The organism is Photobacterium sp. TY1-4, assembly GCF_025398175.1.
Lineage (GTDB): Bacteria > Pseudomonadota > Gammaproteobacteria > Enterobacterales > Vibrionaceae > Photobacterium.
The window spans coordinates 280,965-298,249 of sequence record NZ_CP099735.1 but is presented as its reverse complement, the minus strand read 5'-3'; the positions used below and the strand labels follow the sequence as shown (position 1 = coordinate 298,249).

At 54.5% G+C, this 17,285-nt stretch carries 15 protein-coding genes and 1 pseudogene; 3 read left to right on the top strand and 13 right to left on the bottom strand.

From position 1 onward, the window contains the following. Positions 1-70: 70 nt before the first annotated feature. Positions 71-433 (bottom strand): cupin domain-containing protein, encoded by a 363-nt coding sequence (locus NH461_RS17975; RefSeq protein ID WP_261603983.1) that lies wholly within the window; start codon positions 431-433, stop codon positions 71-73. A gap of 275 nt (positions 434-708) precedes the next feature. Here NH461_RS17975 and NH461_RS17970 point away from each other — a divergent pair, with 275 nt between their 5' ends. After that, positions 709-2,610, top strand: coding sequence for a PhoX family protein (locus tag NH461_RS17970; protein ID WP_261603982.1), 1,902 nt, complete (start codon positions 709-711; stop codon positions 2,608-2,610). On the opposite strand, the gene NH461_RS17965 is transcribed toward NH461_RS17970, so the two are convergent. The 10 genes and pseudogenes from NH461_RS17965 to NH461_RS17920 all read right to left on the bottom strand — a co-directional run bounded on the left by NH461_RS17965 (position 2,607) and on the right by NH461_RS17920 (position 12,501). Continuing rightward, entirely contained in the window at positions 2,607-2,954 is a 348-nt protein-coding gene (locus NH461_RS17965) for a GNAT family N-acetyltransferase (protein ID WP_261603981.1), read from the bottom strand. The two genes, NH461_RS17970 and NH461_RS17965, sit on opposite strands and share 4 nt — an antisense overlap. A gap of 13 nt (positions 2,955-2,967) precedes the next feature. Further along, positions 2,968-3,492 carry a peptide-methionine (S)-S-oxide reductase gene (locus tag NH461_RS17960; RefSeq protein WP_261603980.1) on the bottom strand — a complete coding sequence of 175 codons (525 nt, stop codon included), beginning with the start codon at positions 3,490-3,492 and terminating at the stop codon, positions 2,968-2,970. A 108-nt stretch (positions 3,493-3,600) separates the two neighbouring features. Next, positions 3,601-4,887, bottom strand: a complete 1,287-nt coding sequence (gabT, locus tag NH461_RS17955; RefSeq protein WP_261603979.1) for a 4-aminobutyrate--2-oxoglutarate transaminase — start codon at positions 4,885-4,887, stop codon at positions 3,601-3,603. Between the two features lie 38 nt (positions 4,888-4,925). Continuing rightward, a complete protein-coding gene (locus NH461_RS17950) occupies positions 4,926-6,356 on the bottom strand; it encodes an NAD-dependent succinate-semialdehyde dehydrogenase (RefSeq protein ID WP_261603978.1) in 1,431 nt (476 codons plus the stop codon). Positions 6,357-6,390: 34 nt separating this feature from the next. Further along, positions 6,391-7,482, bottom strand: a complete 1,092-nt coding sequence (gene aguA / locus NH461_RS17945) for an agmatine deiminase (protein WP_261603977.1) — start codon at positions 7,480-7,482, stop codon at positions 6,391-6,393. Positions 7,483-7,508: 26 nt separating this feature from the next. Further along, positions 7,509-8,378: pseudogene (gene aguB, locus NH461_RS17940) on the bottom strand (N-carbamoylputrescine amidase). Between the two features lie 22 nt (positions 8,379-8,400). After that, positions 8,401-9,678, bottom strand: a complete 1,278-nt coding sequence (locus NH461_RS17935; RefSeq protein ID WP_261603976.1) for an NAD(P)/FAD-dependent oxidoreductase — start codon at positions 9,676-9,678, stop codon at positions 8,401-8,403. A gap of 4 nt (positions 9,679-9,682) precedes the next feature. Then, complete coding sequence (locus NH461_RS17930) at positions 9,683-11,179, bottom strand: aldehyde dehydrogenase (protein WP_261603975.1); 1,497 nt, start codon at positions 11,177-11,179, stop codon at positions 9,683-9,685. Positions 11,180-11,204: 25 nt separating this feature from the next. Then, a complete protein-coding gene (gene puuR / locus NH461_RS17925) occupies positions 11,205-11,759 on the bottom strand; it encodes an HTH-type transcriptional regulator PuuR (protein WP_261603974.1) in 555 nt (184 codons plus the stop codon). Then, the gene (locus NH461_RS17920; protein WP_261603973.1) at positions 11,707-12,501 is read right to left on the bottom strand and encodes a gamma-glutamyl-gamma-aminobutyrate hydrolase family protein; all 795 of its coding nucleotides are present in this window, start codon (positions 12,499-12,501) and stop codon (positions 11,707-11,709) included. The genes puuR and NH461_RS17920 overlap by 53 nt, the downstream gene beginning before the upstream one ends. A 208-nt stretch (positions 12,502-12,709) precedes the next feature. On the opposite strand from NH461_RS17920, the gene NH461_RS17915 reads away from it, so the two are divergent. Together NH461_RS17915 and NH461_RS17910 are read left to right on the top strand one after the other, a co-directional pair. Further along, positions 12,710-14,056 (top strand): glutamine synthetase family protein, encoded by a 1,347-nt coding sequence (locus NH461_RS17915; RefSeq protein WP_261603972.1) that lies wholly within the window; start codon positions 12,710-12,712, stop codon positions 14,054-14,056. 21 nt (positions 14,057-14,077) lie between these two features. After that, the gene (locus tag NH461_RS17910) at positions 14,078-15,553 is read left to right on the top strand and encodes a Na+/H+ antiporter NhaC family protein (protein ID WP_261603971.1); all 1,476 of its coding nucleotides are present in this window, start codon (positions 14,078-14,080) and stop codon (positions 15,551-15,553) included. A 92-nt stretch (positions 15,554-15,645) separates the two neighbouring features. Here NH461_RS17910 and NH461_RS17905 read toward each other — a convergent pair whose 3' ends face one another. Next, positions 15,646-16,509 (bottom strand): patatin family protein, encoded by an 864-nt coding sequence (locus tag NH461_RS17905; RefSeq protein ID WP_261603970.1) that lies wholly within the window; start codon positions 16,507-16,509, stop codon positions 15,646-15,648. A 163-nt stretch (positions 16,510-16,672) separates the two neighbouring features. After that, on the bottom strand, positions 16,673-17,167 hold the full coding sequence (locus tag NH461_RS17900; RefSeq protein ID WP_261603969.1) for an acyl-CoA thioesterase: 495 nt from the start codon (positions 17,165-17,167) through the stop codon (positions 16,673-16,675). Positions 17,168-17,285: the final 118 nt, after the last annotated feature.

Below are 17,285 nucleotides of genomic sequence, written 5' to 3'. Positions count from 1 at the left end.
AATCACCTGATTCGCATAGCGCTTTATCACCATAGCTCTTTTACACATCGCTCATTTACGCATCGTTTATTCACAGAGGCCCGGGTGATGAAATCTCAAGCACAATGCATTCCTGCTCACACAAAAACGGACCGTGAATTTCCCCGGGTAAGCGGCTGGCGTAATCTCCCTGCTCCAACCATCGCTCATTCGCCTGATCATAAAGCCGACCGGAAACGACAAACACCTCTTCCGGAAAATCATGGCAACTATGGCCAAAGGGGGTGGTATCCGCGCCGGCCTTGAACCGTGTCAATCGAGTTACATCACCACTGGCGCTGTCTTTGCCCAAGGTCACCTGCTCAATCATGCCATCCGTTCCATCCAGCGCTTTCCAACGGTTCCGGTGCTTCTCGGCCAATACATTCCAGTACTTGATACTTCCCTTGCTCATGCTGTGCACTCCTTATCGCTCATCCATGAAAATCAGTACTTTAAAGTGTAGAGCAAAAACCGCATCCAACCGATGTAGACGCCCCAGATCCCGGAAATGAAGCTTGAGGCGAACAAACAGAACAACCCGTGGTAACGCCGGAAAAACCAGAGTTAAGATGCAGCGAGTACTGTCAAAAATCCTTCATCATCGGGTAACCGCTCATTCATAATCAATCGATAGCATTCCCACCCAGTGAATATGTCAGCACGAATAATAAAAAAGGAAGCAACCCCATGAGCCGTTTTGATCAGCAAGATCAGCAACTTCATCCCCGCCATGAAGAACCCGCCTTCAACGACATCATCAGCAAAGGCCTGAGCCGTCGCGGATTCCTCAAAACTGCAACCGCAACGAGCACCGTGGCTTTCTTCGCTGCGTCTCCGGTTTCTCAAGCCATTGCTGCCCAAACCGGGAAAGGCAAACTGCTGGGCTTCAGCCCGGTGCAGGTTTCAACGGCCGATACCCTTGTGGTGCCTGAAGGCTATCAGGCAGATGTGCTGGTTTCCTGGGGAGACCCGATTTTTAACGGTGCGCCGTCATTCAACCAAACCGCGAACAGCCAGGCACAGGCCCGACAATTTGGCGATAACAATGACGGGATGACCTTCTTCCAAATCAGTGATGATCGCGCGGTGCTGTCGGTGAACAACGAATACACCAACTATGAATATCTGTTTGCCCATCAGGGTAAAAAGATGACCGCTGACGATGTGAAAAAAGCCCAGGCTGCCCACGGCGTGTCAATCATCGAGCTCTCAAAAATGAACGGTCAGTGGGTCCTAAACAAAAATGGTCGCCTGAACCGCCGGATCACTGCCAATACCGAAATGGCGCTGACCGGTCCTGCAGCGGGACACCCCTTACTGAAAACGGCTGCCGATCCGGCCGGGAAGCTGGCACTGGGGACGTTTAACAACTGTGCCAACGGCGAAACGCCTTGGGGCACCTACCTCACGTGTGAAGAGAACTTCAACGGCTATTTCGGCTCTGATGCCAACCCGGCACTCGACAGCAACTACAAGCGCTACGGCATTTCAAACCAGGATGCGGGTTACCAGTGGCACAAGTTTGATTCGCGTTTTGATCTGGCCAAGAATCCGAACGAGCCCCACCGCTTCGGCTGGGTGGTTGAAATCGACCCGATGAACCCGAATTCAACACCGAAGAAGCGCACCGCGCTGGGTCGGTTTAAACATGAAAATGCCGCCGTCACGATCAATAATGACGGCCATGTCGTGGTCTATCTGGGAGATGACGAGCGTGGGGAGCACCTGTACCGCTTTGTCTCGAAACACAAGTACAATCCGGGGAATTCAACCGCCAACCGTGATCTGCTTGAAGAAGGCACCCTGTACGTCGCCAAATTCTCGGCCAAAGATGGCGAGCTGAACGGTCAGGGTGAGTGGATTGAACTGACCTGGGGCAAAAACGGCCTTACACCGGAAAACGGATTTGCCGATCAGGGTGAAGTGCTGATTTTTGCACGCAAAGCCGCGACCCAAGTCGGCGCCACGACCATGGACCGCCCGGAGTGGGTTGCCGTCAACCCGAAAACCCAGCAGGCTTTCTGTACCCTGACCAACAACAAGAACCGCGGCGTGAAAGCAAACCAACCGGTTGATGCTGTGAACCCGCGTGAGAAAAACCCGTACGGCCACATCGTCCGCTGGATGCCGTCCGGTAAAGATCACACTGCCAGCCGCTTTGACTGGGATCTGTACCTGATTGCCGGGAACCCGGCGGTTCACCAAGATGGCTTAATGGCAGGCAGTGACAATATTACCGAAGCCAACATGTTCAACAGCCCGGACGGCATCGGCTTTGATAATGCCGGTCGCCTGTGGATCCAAACGGACGGAAAATACTCGAACAAAGGCGATTTCGCCGACATGGGGAACAACCAGATGCTGTGCGGCGATCCGGACACCGGCGAGGTACGCCGTTTCCTGACCGGACCGATTGCCTGTGAGATCACCGGCCTGACCTTCAGCCCGGATCAGAAAACCATGTTCGTCGGAGTTCAGCACCCGGGCGAAGAGTTAGCACCCTCGCACTTCCCGGATGGCGGGAACAATATTCCGCGCTCTTCGGTGATCCGCATTACGCGAAAAGACGGCGGGATAATTGGAGCTTAACGCTTCACTGACCGCTGACTTTCCAGGGCGAGCTTCGGCTCGCCTTTTTCATGCCCGTCTGCCAACAAGTGATGCCATTCCGGATGCTCGGCAACGTAGTTCCGGATAAAGCCGCACACCGGCAGGATTTGATACCCTTCCGCCTGAATTGTTGTCAGAACCTTCTCCATCAGCATACTTCCCAGGCCATGGCCACGCATACTTTGCGGCACCTCAGAGTAATTTAAATGAAGTACCTGCTCGTCCTGGCTGTAGGTGACCCGAGCAAATGTGTCTGGCGCGACTTCCATCCGATATTCTTTATGCACTGTGTCATGTTCTAGGGGATACACTTTGCTGGTCATAGCTGATTTCCTCTCAATCGTTACATCCGCTGTCCTGGCTTTCAATGACTGCCTGCCGGTCCGGGTCGACATACGCAGCGAACTCATGCAACAAAATTCTCAGTTTCGGCGTAATGCGCTGGCAGCAAAATGGTTTACCGGGATCGGAATAATAATAGTCCTGAATCGACGCATCAGCTGTGAGGAAAGATTCAATTTCGAGCACCTGCGTAACAATGGGCTGAGGGAACAAAGCCTGCAACCGTTGCAGGCTCTCGCTGGCGACAACCGCCTGAGTTGAATCATACACATACACGGCTGAGCGATATTTCTCCCGCAATGCATGTTCCTCGGTACAGCTATGGGTGCTCAAATGAATATGGATCAGGGTTTGAAAATCAACCACATCCTCATCAAAAGTCACATTCACGCCTTCCGAGGGCTCCGGCGCCGATGTCGCCGTGAACCACACTGAGCGAGCCAGACTGACCCCGCGAATGCTGCGAAACACCGCTTCCATGCACCAGTAACAACTGCCGCCAAACCCGACTTGTGCCATGATGAATCTCCGAATCGATCTTATATCCTCAGTATGGCGCCCAAAACGAAGAAGGCGAGCCGAAGCTCGCCTATCAAGAGTCAAGGTTGGGCAGGAAAACCATATACTTTATGCGTTTGCCACCAACTCAGCCAGACAGCGCTCAACCACATCTAACCCTTCGTTGATCGTCGACAAGTCGGTAGTCAGCGCGGGCAGGAAACGAATCACGTTACCGCGTACCCCGCAAGAGAGCAGGATCACCCCGGCCTGATTCGCCGCTTCCACCAGCGCTTTGGTGAGCTCTGGGTTCGGCTTATTGCCTGCGCCCGGAACCACCAGCTCCATCGCAACCATAGCGCCCAGGACGCGAATGTCGCCGATGTCGGCAAAGCGCTGCTGCATGTCCTGCAGACGCTTTGACATCACCTCGCCGATCGCCAGCGCCTTGTCACAGAGTTGCTCCTCATCAATGATCTTGAGCACTTCAAGTGCCGCCACGCAGGCCAGTGGCGAACCGGCATACGTGCCGCCAAGACCACCCGGCGCCGCGGCGTCCATGATCTCCGCCTTCCCGACCAGGGCGGACAGCGGGAAGCCCCCGGCAATCCCCTTCGCCATGGTGATCAGGTCCGGCTCAATCCCCAGATATTCGCTGGCGAACAACTTCCCGGTCCGGGCAAAGCCGGTCTGGATTTCATCGGCAATCAGCACAATCCCATGCTGGTCACACAGCTGACGCAGCGCCTGGGCAAATGCCGGCGGAGCCTGATAGAAACCGCCCTCACCCTGAACCGGCTCGAAGATAATCGCAGCCACGCGCGTCGGCTCAATGTCCGCGGCAAACAGATCCGTAATCCCCTTCAGGCTCTCTTCCACACTGATACCGTGGTAAGCGTTCGGATACGGCACATGGTAGATTTCATTCGGGAACGGACCAAACCCTGCTTTATAAGGAGCCACTTTGCCGGTCAGCCCCATGGTCATATTGGTCCGGCCATGGAAGCCGCCCTTAAAGGCAATCACGCCGCTGCGCCCGGTGTGGGCTCGGGCGACTTTAATCGCATTTTCGACCGCTTCGGCCCCTGTGGTGACGAACATCGCCTTATTGGCGGTCTCTCCCGGGACGCGCTCAGTCAGTTGCTCCGCCAGCTCAACAAACGACGGATACGGGGTGACCATGGCACAGGTATGCGAGAACCGATCCAGTTGCGCTTTAACCGCGTTGACAATCCGCGGATGGGAGTGACCGGTGTTATTGACCGCAATCCCCGAGGCAAAGTCGATATAGCGACGGCCTTCGATGTCCCACACGTAAGCATTTTCTGCTTTCTCGACATAAATCGGGCTCAGGTTCCCCATCCCACGGGCAATCACCTGCTGTTTACGCTGTTGCCATGATTGATTCGTTGTCATGTGATTTGCTTCCTTATAAAAAACTGAACAACAATTGCTTATTCCAACCCGCCAAAGCAGAGATATTTAATATCCAGATATTCGTCGATCCCCTGTTTGGCGCCTTCGCGACCAATGCCGGACTGCTTCACCCCGCCAAACGGTGCGACCTCCGTTGAGATAATCCCTTCATTGATCCCAACCATGCCGTATTCCAGCGCTTCGGCGACGTGCCAAATCCGGCCGATATCGCGGCTGTAGAAGTAACTCGCCAGGCCATAAATGGTATCATTGGCCATCTGCACCAGCTCTTCATCGCTGTGAAAACGGATCACCGGGGCGACCGGACCAAAAATCTCTTCCGAGACAATCACCATATCCTGAGTCACGTTCGTCAGGACTGTCGGCGCAACAAACAGGCCCGGCTGCGGCTGATCCCCACAAGCGACCGAGGCGCCCTGCTGCTTGGCCTGTTCAATCAGCTGCAAGATATTTTCTTTGGCTTTTTCTTCAATCACCGGCCCAATCGCGACGCCTTCTTCCAGGCCGTTGCCAATTTTCAGCGCTTTCACTGCGGTGGCGAACTTATCAACGAAGGCATCATAGACATGGTCGTGAACATAGAAGCGGTTGGCGCACACGCAGGTTTGTCCGGCGTTCCGGAATTTAGAAGCGATCGCTCCTTCTACGGCTTTATCCAGATCGGCATCGTCAAAGACGATAAACGGTGCATTCCCGCCCAGCTCCATTGACGTGCGTTTGACATCCTGAGCACATTGCTCCAGCAGCAGGCGTCCAACCTGGGTCGAGCCGGTAAAAGACAGTTTGCGAATTTTCGGGTGCGTGCAAAACACCTCCCCAATCATCCGGCTTGACGGGTTCACCACCAGGATCAGCAGATCCCGCGGAATACCGGCCTGATACGCCAGCTCGGCCGAGGCCAGCGCTGACAACGGGGTTTGGTTGGCCGGCTTGGCAATAAAGCTACACCCGGCGGCTAGTGCAGGGGCGGCTTTGCGGGTGATCATCGCAATCGGGAAGTTCCACGGCGTGATCGCTGCCGCGACACCAACCGGCTGCTTAATCGTCGCAATCCGGCGATCGCCCATCGGCGCCGGAATGGTCTCGCCGTAAGTGCGTTTCGCTTCTTCAGCGAACCATTCAATAAATGAAGCGCCATAAGCGACTTCGCCCATCGACTCTTTCAGCGGTTTCCCTTGCTCCAGGGTCATCAGCCGGGCCAGGTCCTGCTGGTTATCCATCATCAGCTGATACCAGCGGCGCAGCACCGCTGAGCGCGCTTTGGCCGTCTGTTTCTGCCACAGTTTCTGGGCGGCATGCGCCCGTTCGACTGCCGCTTCAATTTCCTCGCGAGACTGGGTTGGAATATGTCCCACAACCTCACCGTTCGCCGGATTGGCCACCGCCAGGCTGGTTTCTGAAGGCTCGCACATAAAAGCAACTAACGAGCGGTTTTTAATCTGTTCCATGATCTCTCCTTCAATCGCGCGGTAAGCCATGACTTCAGGCCCGGCTTACCGGAACTTGTTGTGTAATACAGTGAATATTGCCGCCACCCAGTAACACTTCCCGGGTCGGGATCCCAATGATTCGCCAGTCAGGCAACGCCGCCAGCAACACGGCTTTCGCCGCATCATCGGTACGCGGGTCCAGCAGCGGAAAAATCACCGTTCGGTTAACCATCAGGAAATTACAATAAGAGGCGGCCAGCCTTTCTCCGGCCTGACGCTTCATCCCCTGACTGGCCTGAATGCCAGCCGCTTCGGATTCACTCAGATACAGCGGCCCCGGCATCGGCAGTTTGTGAACGGTCACGGTTCGGCCCCGGGCGTCCGGTTCGGCGGTTATTGCCGCGCAGGCCTGACGTGAAATCTCATACTGCGGATCCGTAGGATCGTCCGTCCAGGCCAGCACCACTTCGCCCGGTGCAATCACATGAAGCAGGTTATCAACATGGCCATTGGTTTCATCGTTATAGAGCCCGCGCGGGATCCAGATGATCTTCTCAATGTTCAGATATTCCGCCAGCAGCTGTTCCAGTGCTTCACGGGCCAAGTGCGGGTTGCGGTTCTCATGCAGCAGGCACTCTTCCGTGACATAAAGGGTACCCTCTCCATCAGTATGGATGGCCCCGCCTTCGAGGACAAAAGGCGCCTGATAGTGATCCACACCCAGCAATTGACTGACGTTAGCGGCCACCTGATCATCCTGCTCCCAGGGAGAGTATAGACCGCTGTGATGGCCACCCCAGGCATTGAACTGCCAGCTGACCGCCCGGAGTTCACCGTGGTCATTGAGCAATGCTGTCGGGCCGATATCGCGCATCCAGGCATCATTAAAGGCCATTTCTACCACGGTGATCGCCTCCCCCAACACGGCTCGCGCTTGTGCATATTGTGCCGGTGTAACCACCACCGTGACGGCAACCACCTGACTCAACACTTCTGCGATTTCAGCAAATACCCGTTGCGCCGGTTTTGCCCCGTCACGCCAGTTATCCGGCCGCTCCGGCCAGGCCAGCCAGACAGCCTGCTGGGGTTGAAATTCAGCCGGAAAATAAAAGCCGTCCTGTTTCGGCGTCCCTGCTCGTTCCATGTTTCAGCTCCCTGTATTTCGTGCGCTTACTTGCCGGTCAGCGAATTCAGCGCGCTATACAGATCCGGACGGCGATCGCGGAACAGCCCCCAGCTGTAGCGCTCCTGAGCGGTCTACGCGAGATCGATTTCGGCAAAGATGGTGGTTTCGACGTCACGCTCGGCCTCTGCAATTTTCCCGCCTTTATGGTCGGTAATAAAAGACGAGCCATAAAACACGGTTTCAATCCCGTCGTCGGTTTCCACACCCGTGCGGTTGGCGGCAATCACCGGCACCAAATTTGCTGCCGAATGGCCCTGCATGGTGTGTTGCCAGTGATCCCGAGAATCCAGGGTTGGATCCTGGGGTTCGCTGCCGATCGCAGTCGGATAAAAAATCGCTTCGGCGCCAGCCAGCGCCAGACTCCGAGCCAACTCGGGGAACCATTGATCCCAGCAGATCCCGGCGCCAAAGGTGCCGTATTTGGTTTTCCAGACCTTAAACCCGGTGTCTCCCGGGCTGAAGTAGAACTTCTCGCTGTAACCCGGACCATCCGGGATGTGAGATTTACGATAGTTCTCCAGCACAGTGCCGTCGGCATCAATCATCACCAACGAGTTATAGAAGCTGTTACCGGCTTTTTCAAAATAGCTGACCGGCAGCACCACATCGCACTCGCGGGCCAGTTCACTCATGTGGCGGATCAGTTGGCTGGTGGCGGTTTCTTCCGCCAACGCGAAGTATTTCGCTTCCTGTTTCTTACAAAAATACGGGGCAGCAAACAGTTCCTGTAGGACGATGACCTGCGCCCCTTTTTCTGCGGCATCTTTCACCGCCCGGGTTATTTTCTTCAGGTTGTCGTCCAGATCCCAGCTGATCGCCAACTGTACGGCAGCAAATTTCACAGTCCTTGACATCATTTCTCCTTGTGGTGTCCGGTTAGATCGCCAGTTTATCGCGCAGGTTGTAGTAAGCGGCGCCCATCGCCGTGAGCGGAATTTGCAGATGCCGCCCGCCCGGGAATGCCAGGTGGGTCAGCGAGGCAAAGGCATCAAAGCGCTCGGTATTGCCCTGCAGGGCTTCCGCCAGCAGTTTTCCGGCCAGGTGCGTACAGGTGACGCCATGGCCGCTGTAACCTTGCAGGTAGTAAATGTTATTGCTGAAGTGGCCAAATTGCGGCATCCGGGAATAGGTCAGCAGGAAATTACCACTCCAGGCGTAATCGAGTTTGATCTCTTGTAGCTGCGGGAAGACCTTTTCCATCTTCGGCCGGATTTCACGCTCGATGGAAGCCGGTTCGCGGGCACCGTACACCACCCCGCCCCCAAACAGCATGCGGTTGTCAGCCGTGATGCGGAAATAATCCAGCAGGTAGTTACAATCTTCGACACAGTAGCGCTGCGGCAGCAGCTCGTCGGCAAGATCCTGAGACAGCGGTTCTGTGGCAATCACCTGAGTCCCGCACGGAATAGCTTTGTTGGTGACATTGGGCGCCAGATCGCCCAGATAGGCGTTCCCGGCCAGTAGCAAGTACTGAGCCTTCACGGAACCATGTTCGGTATGGGCCACCGGTTTGGCTCCTTTCTCGATCCGGGTGACCGCTGAATGTTCGAAAATCTGGCCGCCCAGGCTGACGATTGCAGCGGCTTCACCCAAGGCCAGGTTCAGCGGATGAATATGACCGCCGGTCATATCTAACAGGCCGCCTTGATATACATCCGTGCCGACACAGCTTTTCAATTCTTCGCCATCCAGCAGCGTCAATTCGGTGTGCCCGTAACGCTCCCAGTTCTGCTTATGATGTTTCAGCGCTTCGAACTGTTTGTGATTCAGTGCGGTAAACAAACCCCCGGCACGATGATCACAGTCGATATTGTATTGTTCAATGCGCTGACGAATGATGTCACCGCCTTCAAAAATCATGTTGCACAGGGCCTGCGCGGTCTTTTTGTCATAACGCTTTTCAATCACGTCCACGTCGCGGCTGTAGCTGTTGACGATCTGGCCGCCATTGCGCCCCGTGGCGCCGAAGCCAACTTTGACACTTTCCAGGATCACCACCTTGAACCCCTGCTCGGCCAAATGCAGGCCCGCAGACAAGCCGCTGAACCCTGCGCCGACGATACAAACGTCACACTCCAGGTCCTGACGTAGCACCGGATAGTCTTCCTTGTTGTTCGCCGTTGCCGCGTAGTAAGAATCGACATGCTTGCTCATTTGCTCACTCCTTTGATGATGATTCCAGACAGATCCAGGTTGTCTTCAGTTCAGTAAATTTTTCCAGTGCGTGAAGGGATTTATCGCGGCCATTCCCGCTTTGCTTATAGCCGCCGAACGGGACGGTCATATCGCCTTCGTTGTAGTTGTTGACCCAAACCGATCCCGCACGCAGTTGTTTGGCCACCCGGTGCACCCGATCCAGATCGGAGCTCCATAGCGCAGCGCCGAGGCCGTACGGGGAATCGTTAGCAATCGCGATCGCTTCTTCCTCGGTGCGGAATGGGATCACACACAGGACCGGGCCAAAAATCTCTTCGCGGGCAACCGTCATGTCATTGCTGACCTGCTCCAGGATCACCGGAGCAACAAAAGCGCCGGTTCCTTCAACGTCGCCACCACAGCATTTCACGGCACCGTCGGCTTCCCCGGCCGCCACATAATCCAGCACAGCCTGCTTATGCCCCTCATCAATGAGTGCGCCCATCCGGGTCGCCGGATCCAGCGGATCTCCAGGAGTAAACGCTTTTGCGGCTTCCTGCACCATGCGAACGAACTGCTCTTGAATACTTTCATGAACCAGCAGGCGGGTAGCGGCAACACACACCTCGCCCTGGTTATAGAAACAGCCGGCAGCGGTCTGTTCGGCTGCTTTTTTCAAGTTTTTATAGTCCGGAAAAACAATATTGGCGTTTTTGCCACCGGCTTCGGCCCACACCCGCTTCATGTTCGACTCACCAGCGCTGATCATCAGCTGGCGGGCAATGCGGGTAGAACCGGTAAAGGTGATGCAATCCACGTCTGCATGGCGGGCTAACGCATCACCGACTTCGTGGCCAAAGCCCGGCAACACCTGAAATACACCGGCGGGCAGACCGGCCTGATGGGCCAGTTGACCCAGGTAAATCGCAGTGAGCGGCGATTTTTCAGAAGGTTTGAGAATGACACTGTTGCCTGCCGCCAGTGCCGGGCCAAGCTTCCAGCAAGCCAGTAACAGCGGAAAATTCCAGGGCACCACGGCAGCAACCACGCCAATCGGCTCATGCTGGATATGGGCATGCACATCCGGACCGGTACAGGCAACTTCGCCGTACACTTTATCGATCGCTTCAGCATAAAAGCGGATCGCATTCACGGCACCGGGAATATCGGCACTTAAGCTATGGCTGATCGGCTTGCCGGTATCTAACGTTTCCAGCAACGCCAAGGTATCCCGATGCTGTTCAATCAGTGAGGAAAACTGGAGTAATACCGTTTTTTTCTGCGCTGGTGCTAAATGACGCCAGTCACCACGATGAAATGCGCTTTTGGCCAGCTCAACTGCCGCATCCGCATCTGCGGCTTGACAGCGGGCAACCTGGGCCAGCGTTTCGCCGGTGGCCGGGTTGATCGTCGCAAAGCTGCTGTGATCCACTGCCGGCTGGTAGCTGCCGTTGATAAATGCTCGTGACTCTATAACCAGCTCATTTTTTCGCTCTATCCATTGCTGTTTCGTGATCATCCCTTTTTCCTCAACGCTGCAAGCGCTAGAAGCTTGCCGGTGTGTGTGCACTGATCAAGCGGCATACCTGATCCGTACGATTGGTAAATTTGTGAGGAATGCTGGTATCAAACAGGTAACCTTCGCCCTGCCTGATGACATAAGTCTCCTTGCCCAGGGTGAGTTCAATTTCTCCCTCGAGCACAGTGCCAGCCTCTTCCCCTTCGTGTTTAATGGTTTTTAATCCAGTACTGCTGTGCGGTTGATATTCCTCAATGAGGAACCCCATCCGCCGATTGTCCCGGCCGTCACACACCAGTTTCATGGAAACCGACTCATTGCCGATTTCGATAAACTGGGTCGGTTGGATCACCACCGACGGCTTAATATTCGGCTCATCACTGGTGAAAAACTCCGACAGTGACATTGAAAAAACATTGACGATTTTTTGCAGCGAACTCACTGACGGGCTAACTTTGTCATTCTCAATGGATGAGATCGCGCTGTGCGTGATATCCGCCCGCTCTGCCAGCTCCCGCTGTGACAAATTATGTAACTTGCGAAGCCTCGCAACCTTGACGCCGATTTGCTGTTTTTCCATTTCTTAATTCCTTAAGGGCTTGGGCCGCTTGAATAAAGTGGCTAAACAGCAATTTTGACATAAATAATTCTGTTGCGAACCACTCAGGGTGCCATTGCACGCCAATAAAGTAAGGGTGGTTCGACAAACTGAACGCTTCGATGAGTCCGTCCGGGGCAACCGCTTCAATCTTCAGGGCCGGTGCCAATGTTTCGACCCCCTGCCCGTGCAGTGAATTCACCGACACCGAGCGCGTCTCACCCAGCCAGTTTGCAAAATTCCCCCCCGGGATCACCTCAAGCGCATGACTAACCGCGTATTTCACGCTGAAATCGGGATCATTCGGCTCCCGATGGTCCAGTGCATTTGTTTTGCAATGCACTTGCGGATGCAGGGTTCCGCCGAGCGCAACATTCATTTCCTGAAAGCCGCGGCATATCCCCAGCACCGGAATACCCAGTACGGCACATTGACGGATGACGTACAGCGCCAGTTGATCACGTCCCGGATCCTGCTTCGGCTCCTCATGGTCGGCACCGTAATGCTCTGGGGCCACATTACTATGGCTGCCCGGTAGGAGTACGCCATCAACCGTCGCCAGTAGTTGATCTAAGTCCGCTTCATCACTGCCGGCCGGGATTAACACAGGAAGGCCGCCAAAGTCTCTGATTGCATTGAGATAAAACTCATTGACGGACTGAACATCGTAGCCCGCGACTTGTTTTTGACAACAGACCACGGCAATCAGTTGTTTCGAGCTCATTCCTTTCACCCTTTGTTCGATTTAATTGACAAAACCTTAGCCAAGCAAAAACAGACTGGCAATAATAAAAAACATAAAGTTCACATCAAACGTCCATCTTGGTGACTTTACGCACAAAAAATACCTTTTACGCATTGAATCGTTAAAAATATCGAGCTATAGGTTAATACCATGTTAAATAAATCCGCCATACTCGGAGCAAATCAACATGGAAGACTCGATACAGGACGTTCAAAATTTCATACAAACATGGCCAGATGTTCGATATATCGACCTGTTATTTTATGACCTCAACGCATCTCCCCGCGGAAAACGCATCCCGATTGAAGCGGCGAAGAAACTGGCGCGTGGGGTTTATTTACCGGTTTCGAACAACTCACTGAGCGTGACCGGCAGCGTGGTCGAAAGCGCCGGACTCGGAGAAGCGCTTGGCGAGCCGGATCATCTCTGTCATTTGATTCCGGGCTCGCTGCGGCCCGGACTCAACCCGGAAGTCGGACAAGCACAACTGCAAATGATGGCGCAGGACGATGCCACCCCCTGCCCCTATGAAGCGCGAAATGTGCTGCTGGACATTGTCTCCCGGCTTCATGCCCGCCAGCAGTTCCCGGTGGTTGCGCTGGAACTGGAATTCTACCTGATTGATAAGCAGCGAGATCCCAATGGTCGGATCCAGCCACCGATCAACCCGGCGACTGAACAGCGCGAGGCCAACTGTGATGTTTACAATGTCGATAATCTGGATGACTACGACGCCTTCCTTTCCGATGTCAATGAAGCCGCGAAGCAGCAAAACCTCAATACCGACGGGGCGCTGGCGGAATCGGCTCCGGGACAGTTTGAGCTCAATTTTTTCCACCAGCAGGATGTGGTCGCCGCCTGTGACCAGTTGCTGAGTGCCAAGCGGATTATCCGTCAGGCGGCCCAAAAACACGGGTTTGACGTGACGTTTATGGCCAAGCCTTTTGCAGATCAAGCCGGTAGCGGCCAGCACATTCATCTGAGCGTCCTGGATGAGCAAGGCCGAAACCGGTTCTCTTCACCTGCCGGTGAACCCAGCGCTTTCTTCTATCAGACCATCGCCGCCATGCTCAACATGATGCCGGAGACCATCGCGCTGCTGTGTCCGAACGTGAACTCCTACCGTCGGTTCGCGAAAGGGATGTTCACCCCGACTCTGGTTAACTGGGGCCATAACCACCGTGGCGTTGCTTTGCGGGTTCCGAAAAGTGATGCCAACAACCGTCGCCTTGAGCACCGGATCGCTGGGGCCGACGTCAATCCCTATATTCTGGCCGCGGTTGTTTTGTCGGGCGTGCTGCATGCCGAGCACCTCAGTCCGGAAGCCTGCCCGGCACCAGCCAGCCCGGATGCCGAGGATCTACCAACACGGATGTCTGACGCTCTGGACAGGATGGCTCGCAGTGAGGTTCTGACCTCATATTTCGGCAAGGAATTTCTTGATTTGTATTTAGCATGCAAACAAAGTGAGTTGGTTGAATTTGAGCAATTCATCACCCCGCTTGAAGTTGAATGGATGCTTCACTCTGCGTAACCCAATTAAAGGACTAATTCGATGACAACAGAAACAACTTCATTATCACCCTCAGGCGGAATAACCTTTCAGCGCTTAAGCGTGATGACCCTGGTACTTGCCATCCTGGCCGGATTTATCATCATTGGTAACCTGCATGAGCCTGACACCCCCTACGGTTGGTACAGCCTGTTACCGACCACTGTGGTGCTCGCCTTTGCACTGTTGACGCACCGAACCGTCGAAGCGCTGTTTGCCGGGGCTATTGTCGGCTTGCTGATGGTGGAGCCGACAGAGATTGTCGGTAATGTGGTCGATATTGCGCTGACGGTCATGATGGATGAAACCATCGGCTGGATTATCCTGGTGTGTGGCCTGATGGGCGGGCTGATCACCATGCTGGAAAAAGGCGGCAGTATTCTGTCATTCAGCGAAGCGCTGGTGACCCGGGTGAAGAGTCGCCGCCAATCGATGGTCCTCACTTTTCTGCTGGGTATTTTGATTTTCATCGACGATTATCTCAATGCCATCGCCATTTCTTCCTCAATGAAGCGGATCACCGACAGCTACAAGATCTCCCGGGAAAAACTGGCCTACCTGGTAGATTCTACAGCCGCGCCGATTTGTATCCTGGTGCCGATTTCAACCTGGGCGATTTTCTTCGCTTCCCTGCTCGAAGCCAACCACATCACCGAGTCCGGCAACGGCCTGACGAGCTATATTTCTGCGATTCCGTACATGGCTTATGGCTGGGTGACCCTGGTGATTGTGTTTCTGGTTGCCATGCAGAAGTTGCCGGATCTGGGCGCAATGAAAAAGGCAGAGCAACGTGCTGCCCAAGGCCAGACCAAGCCGGACGGCGCAGAGGATATTGATTTCGGTGCGGATATCAAGAAGCATCCCAATAGCCTGATGGGGATCATGAACTTCATCCTGCCGATGGTAGTCTTGGTTGCAGCCAGCTGGTTCTACGATATCGACCTGCTGGCCGGTGTGTTTGTCGCTATCCTATTCACCATCTTCTTATATGGTGTGCAGAACCTGTTGCCGATGAACGCGATGTTTGATGCGATCTACGAAGGGATCAAAATCATGCTGCTGCCACTGGCGACCGTGATCGGCGGCTTCATGCTCAAATCCGTCAACGACCAAATCGGCTTGACCCAGTACGTGATTGAGTCCGTGGCGCCAATCCTGTCGCCGCAGCTGTTACCTGCAATTGTGTTCGTGATTCTGACCATGCTGGTGTTTGCCACCGCATCTTCCTGGGGGCTGTTTGCCGTCGCGATGCCGATTGTCTTCCCACTGGCGCAACAGCTCGATGTCTCCATGCCGCTGGTGATTGGGGCGATCATCTCCTCAGCTGCGGCCGGCAGTCATTCCTGCTTCTTCAGTGACTCGACCGTCCTGTCGGCCCAAGGCAGTGGTTGTACAGCGATGCAACATGCCATCACACAGGCACCTTACGCATTGATTGGGATTATTCTGACCACGGTGTTTTTCCTGGTCGTCGGATAAAGCGCGGGATAAAGCGAATCGCTTTAAAATCAAAACGGTTAAACAACCAAACCAAAAAACGGGCTTTCGCGCCCGTTTTTCTTTTCGGTCTATTATCCGGGCGAGCCCGATATCAACGGGGTGGCCGCAACTATACCCAGCCGATAGCCCGCCTGAAGTTTGTCCGGATCTGTGGTTGTACGCCCGACCGAAAATTCCGGTGGCGGAGCAATCACCGTCAGTTCACAATCAGCTGGCGGCTGATTGATAAAGGCAATCGCCTGATTGTACCGCTCGGCTCGGTGCAGCATCGCCTCTGCCAGCTTGGGTGTGTTGCGAAACAGTTTGTTGATCAACCAAGGATGCCGCATCGGTGACTTCTGGTAACCCAGCGGTCTGGACAGCACCACGGTTATTTTTCTTGCGCCCATCTCATAGGCTTTGATCACCGGGATAGAATCGGCCACACCACCGTCGGTCATCGGCATCCCGTCAATGACCGGAAAGTTGCGATACGCCAGAGGAATAGAGCAGGAGGCTTTGAGCAACTCATTTAGGTTTGCGGCCGTCGCCTGCACATAGGCGGCTTCCCCGGTTTCCACGGCTGTGGTGACCACAAACAACGGAATCGGCTGAGCGATCAATGTTGGCGTATCGAGGCAAATTTCACGCAGCGTGATGTCCCACAACCAATCCAGATCAAACCAATGCCCGCCACGTAAAAATCGTCGGAAGCTGATGAACTCGGATCGGCAGGAATAGTCGGTGATCACCGTACGGTTACGCCCCCGTTGGCCCGCCAACCAGGCGGCCAAATTCGTCGAGCCGGCTGACACCCCGAGACAGATGTCAAAGGGTCGATACTGATGATCCAGAAACGCATCCAGAACGCCGGCAGCGAAAATGCCGCGCATGGCCCCACCTTCCACCACCAGCGCCGATCCGGGTGTATGCCGTTGTAATTCTTGTGCCAACATCACTGTGATTTCTCCTTTAGGATGCAACATCATAGGATACAAACCTGACTCCCGGCTAAACGAGCATGGTTCGCTCGGTTCAAAACGGCTCGGATCAAAACGGCCCGGATGAAAACGGCCCCGGTCATCAACCAGGGCCGTCGCTATTACCGAGAATCGCCGCTTAGTTTTTCGACTTGAGATATTTCACATGCGCTTCCATCTCTTCGCCGATTTCTTTGCGCATATTCATCAACTTAATCGCAGAATCCCGCAGTAGCTTGTCTTCATCTGTTTTCGGCACCCACTCCGGCACCGGACTTGGATTTCCGGCTTCATCAACCGCCACCATAATTACGATACAGTGCGTGGTCAGCCGACGCTCAAGATTTTTCGGATCACTGGCCTGGACATCAATCGCGATATGCATTGATGTCCGGCCGGTATAAATGACTTTCGCACTGACTTCGACCAGATTGCCGACATGAATAGGTGCGACAAAACGGATCCCCCCAGCATAGGCCGTGATGCAATATTTCCCACTCCAGCCTGCAGAACACGCGTACGCCGCTAAGTCGATCCACTTCATCACGGCGCCACCATGTACCTTACCACCAAAGTTAACGTCCCCCGGTTCAGCCAGAAATCTCAGTGTTACTTCTCGTTGCCTTTCACCCATACCCACATACTCCCTGGCTGCTTCTGTTTTTGATTATTGCGTCTGAATCTCAATCACGAGAGACATCAATAAACATAACGACTGACGAAAAGAAAAGGCAAGCGCTAATTTATGACCG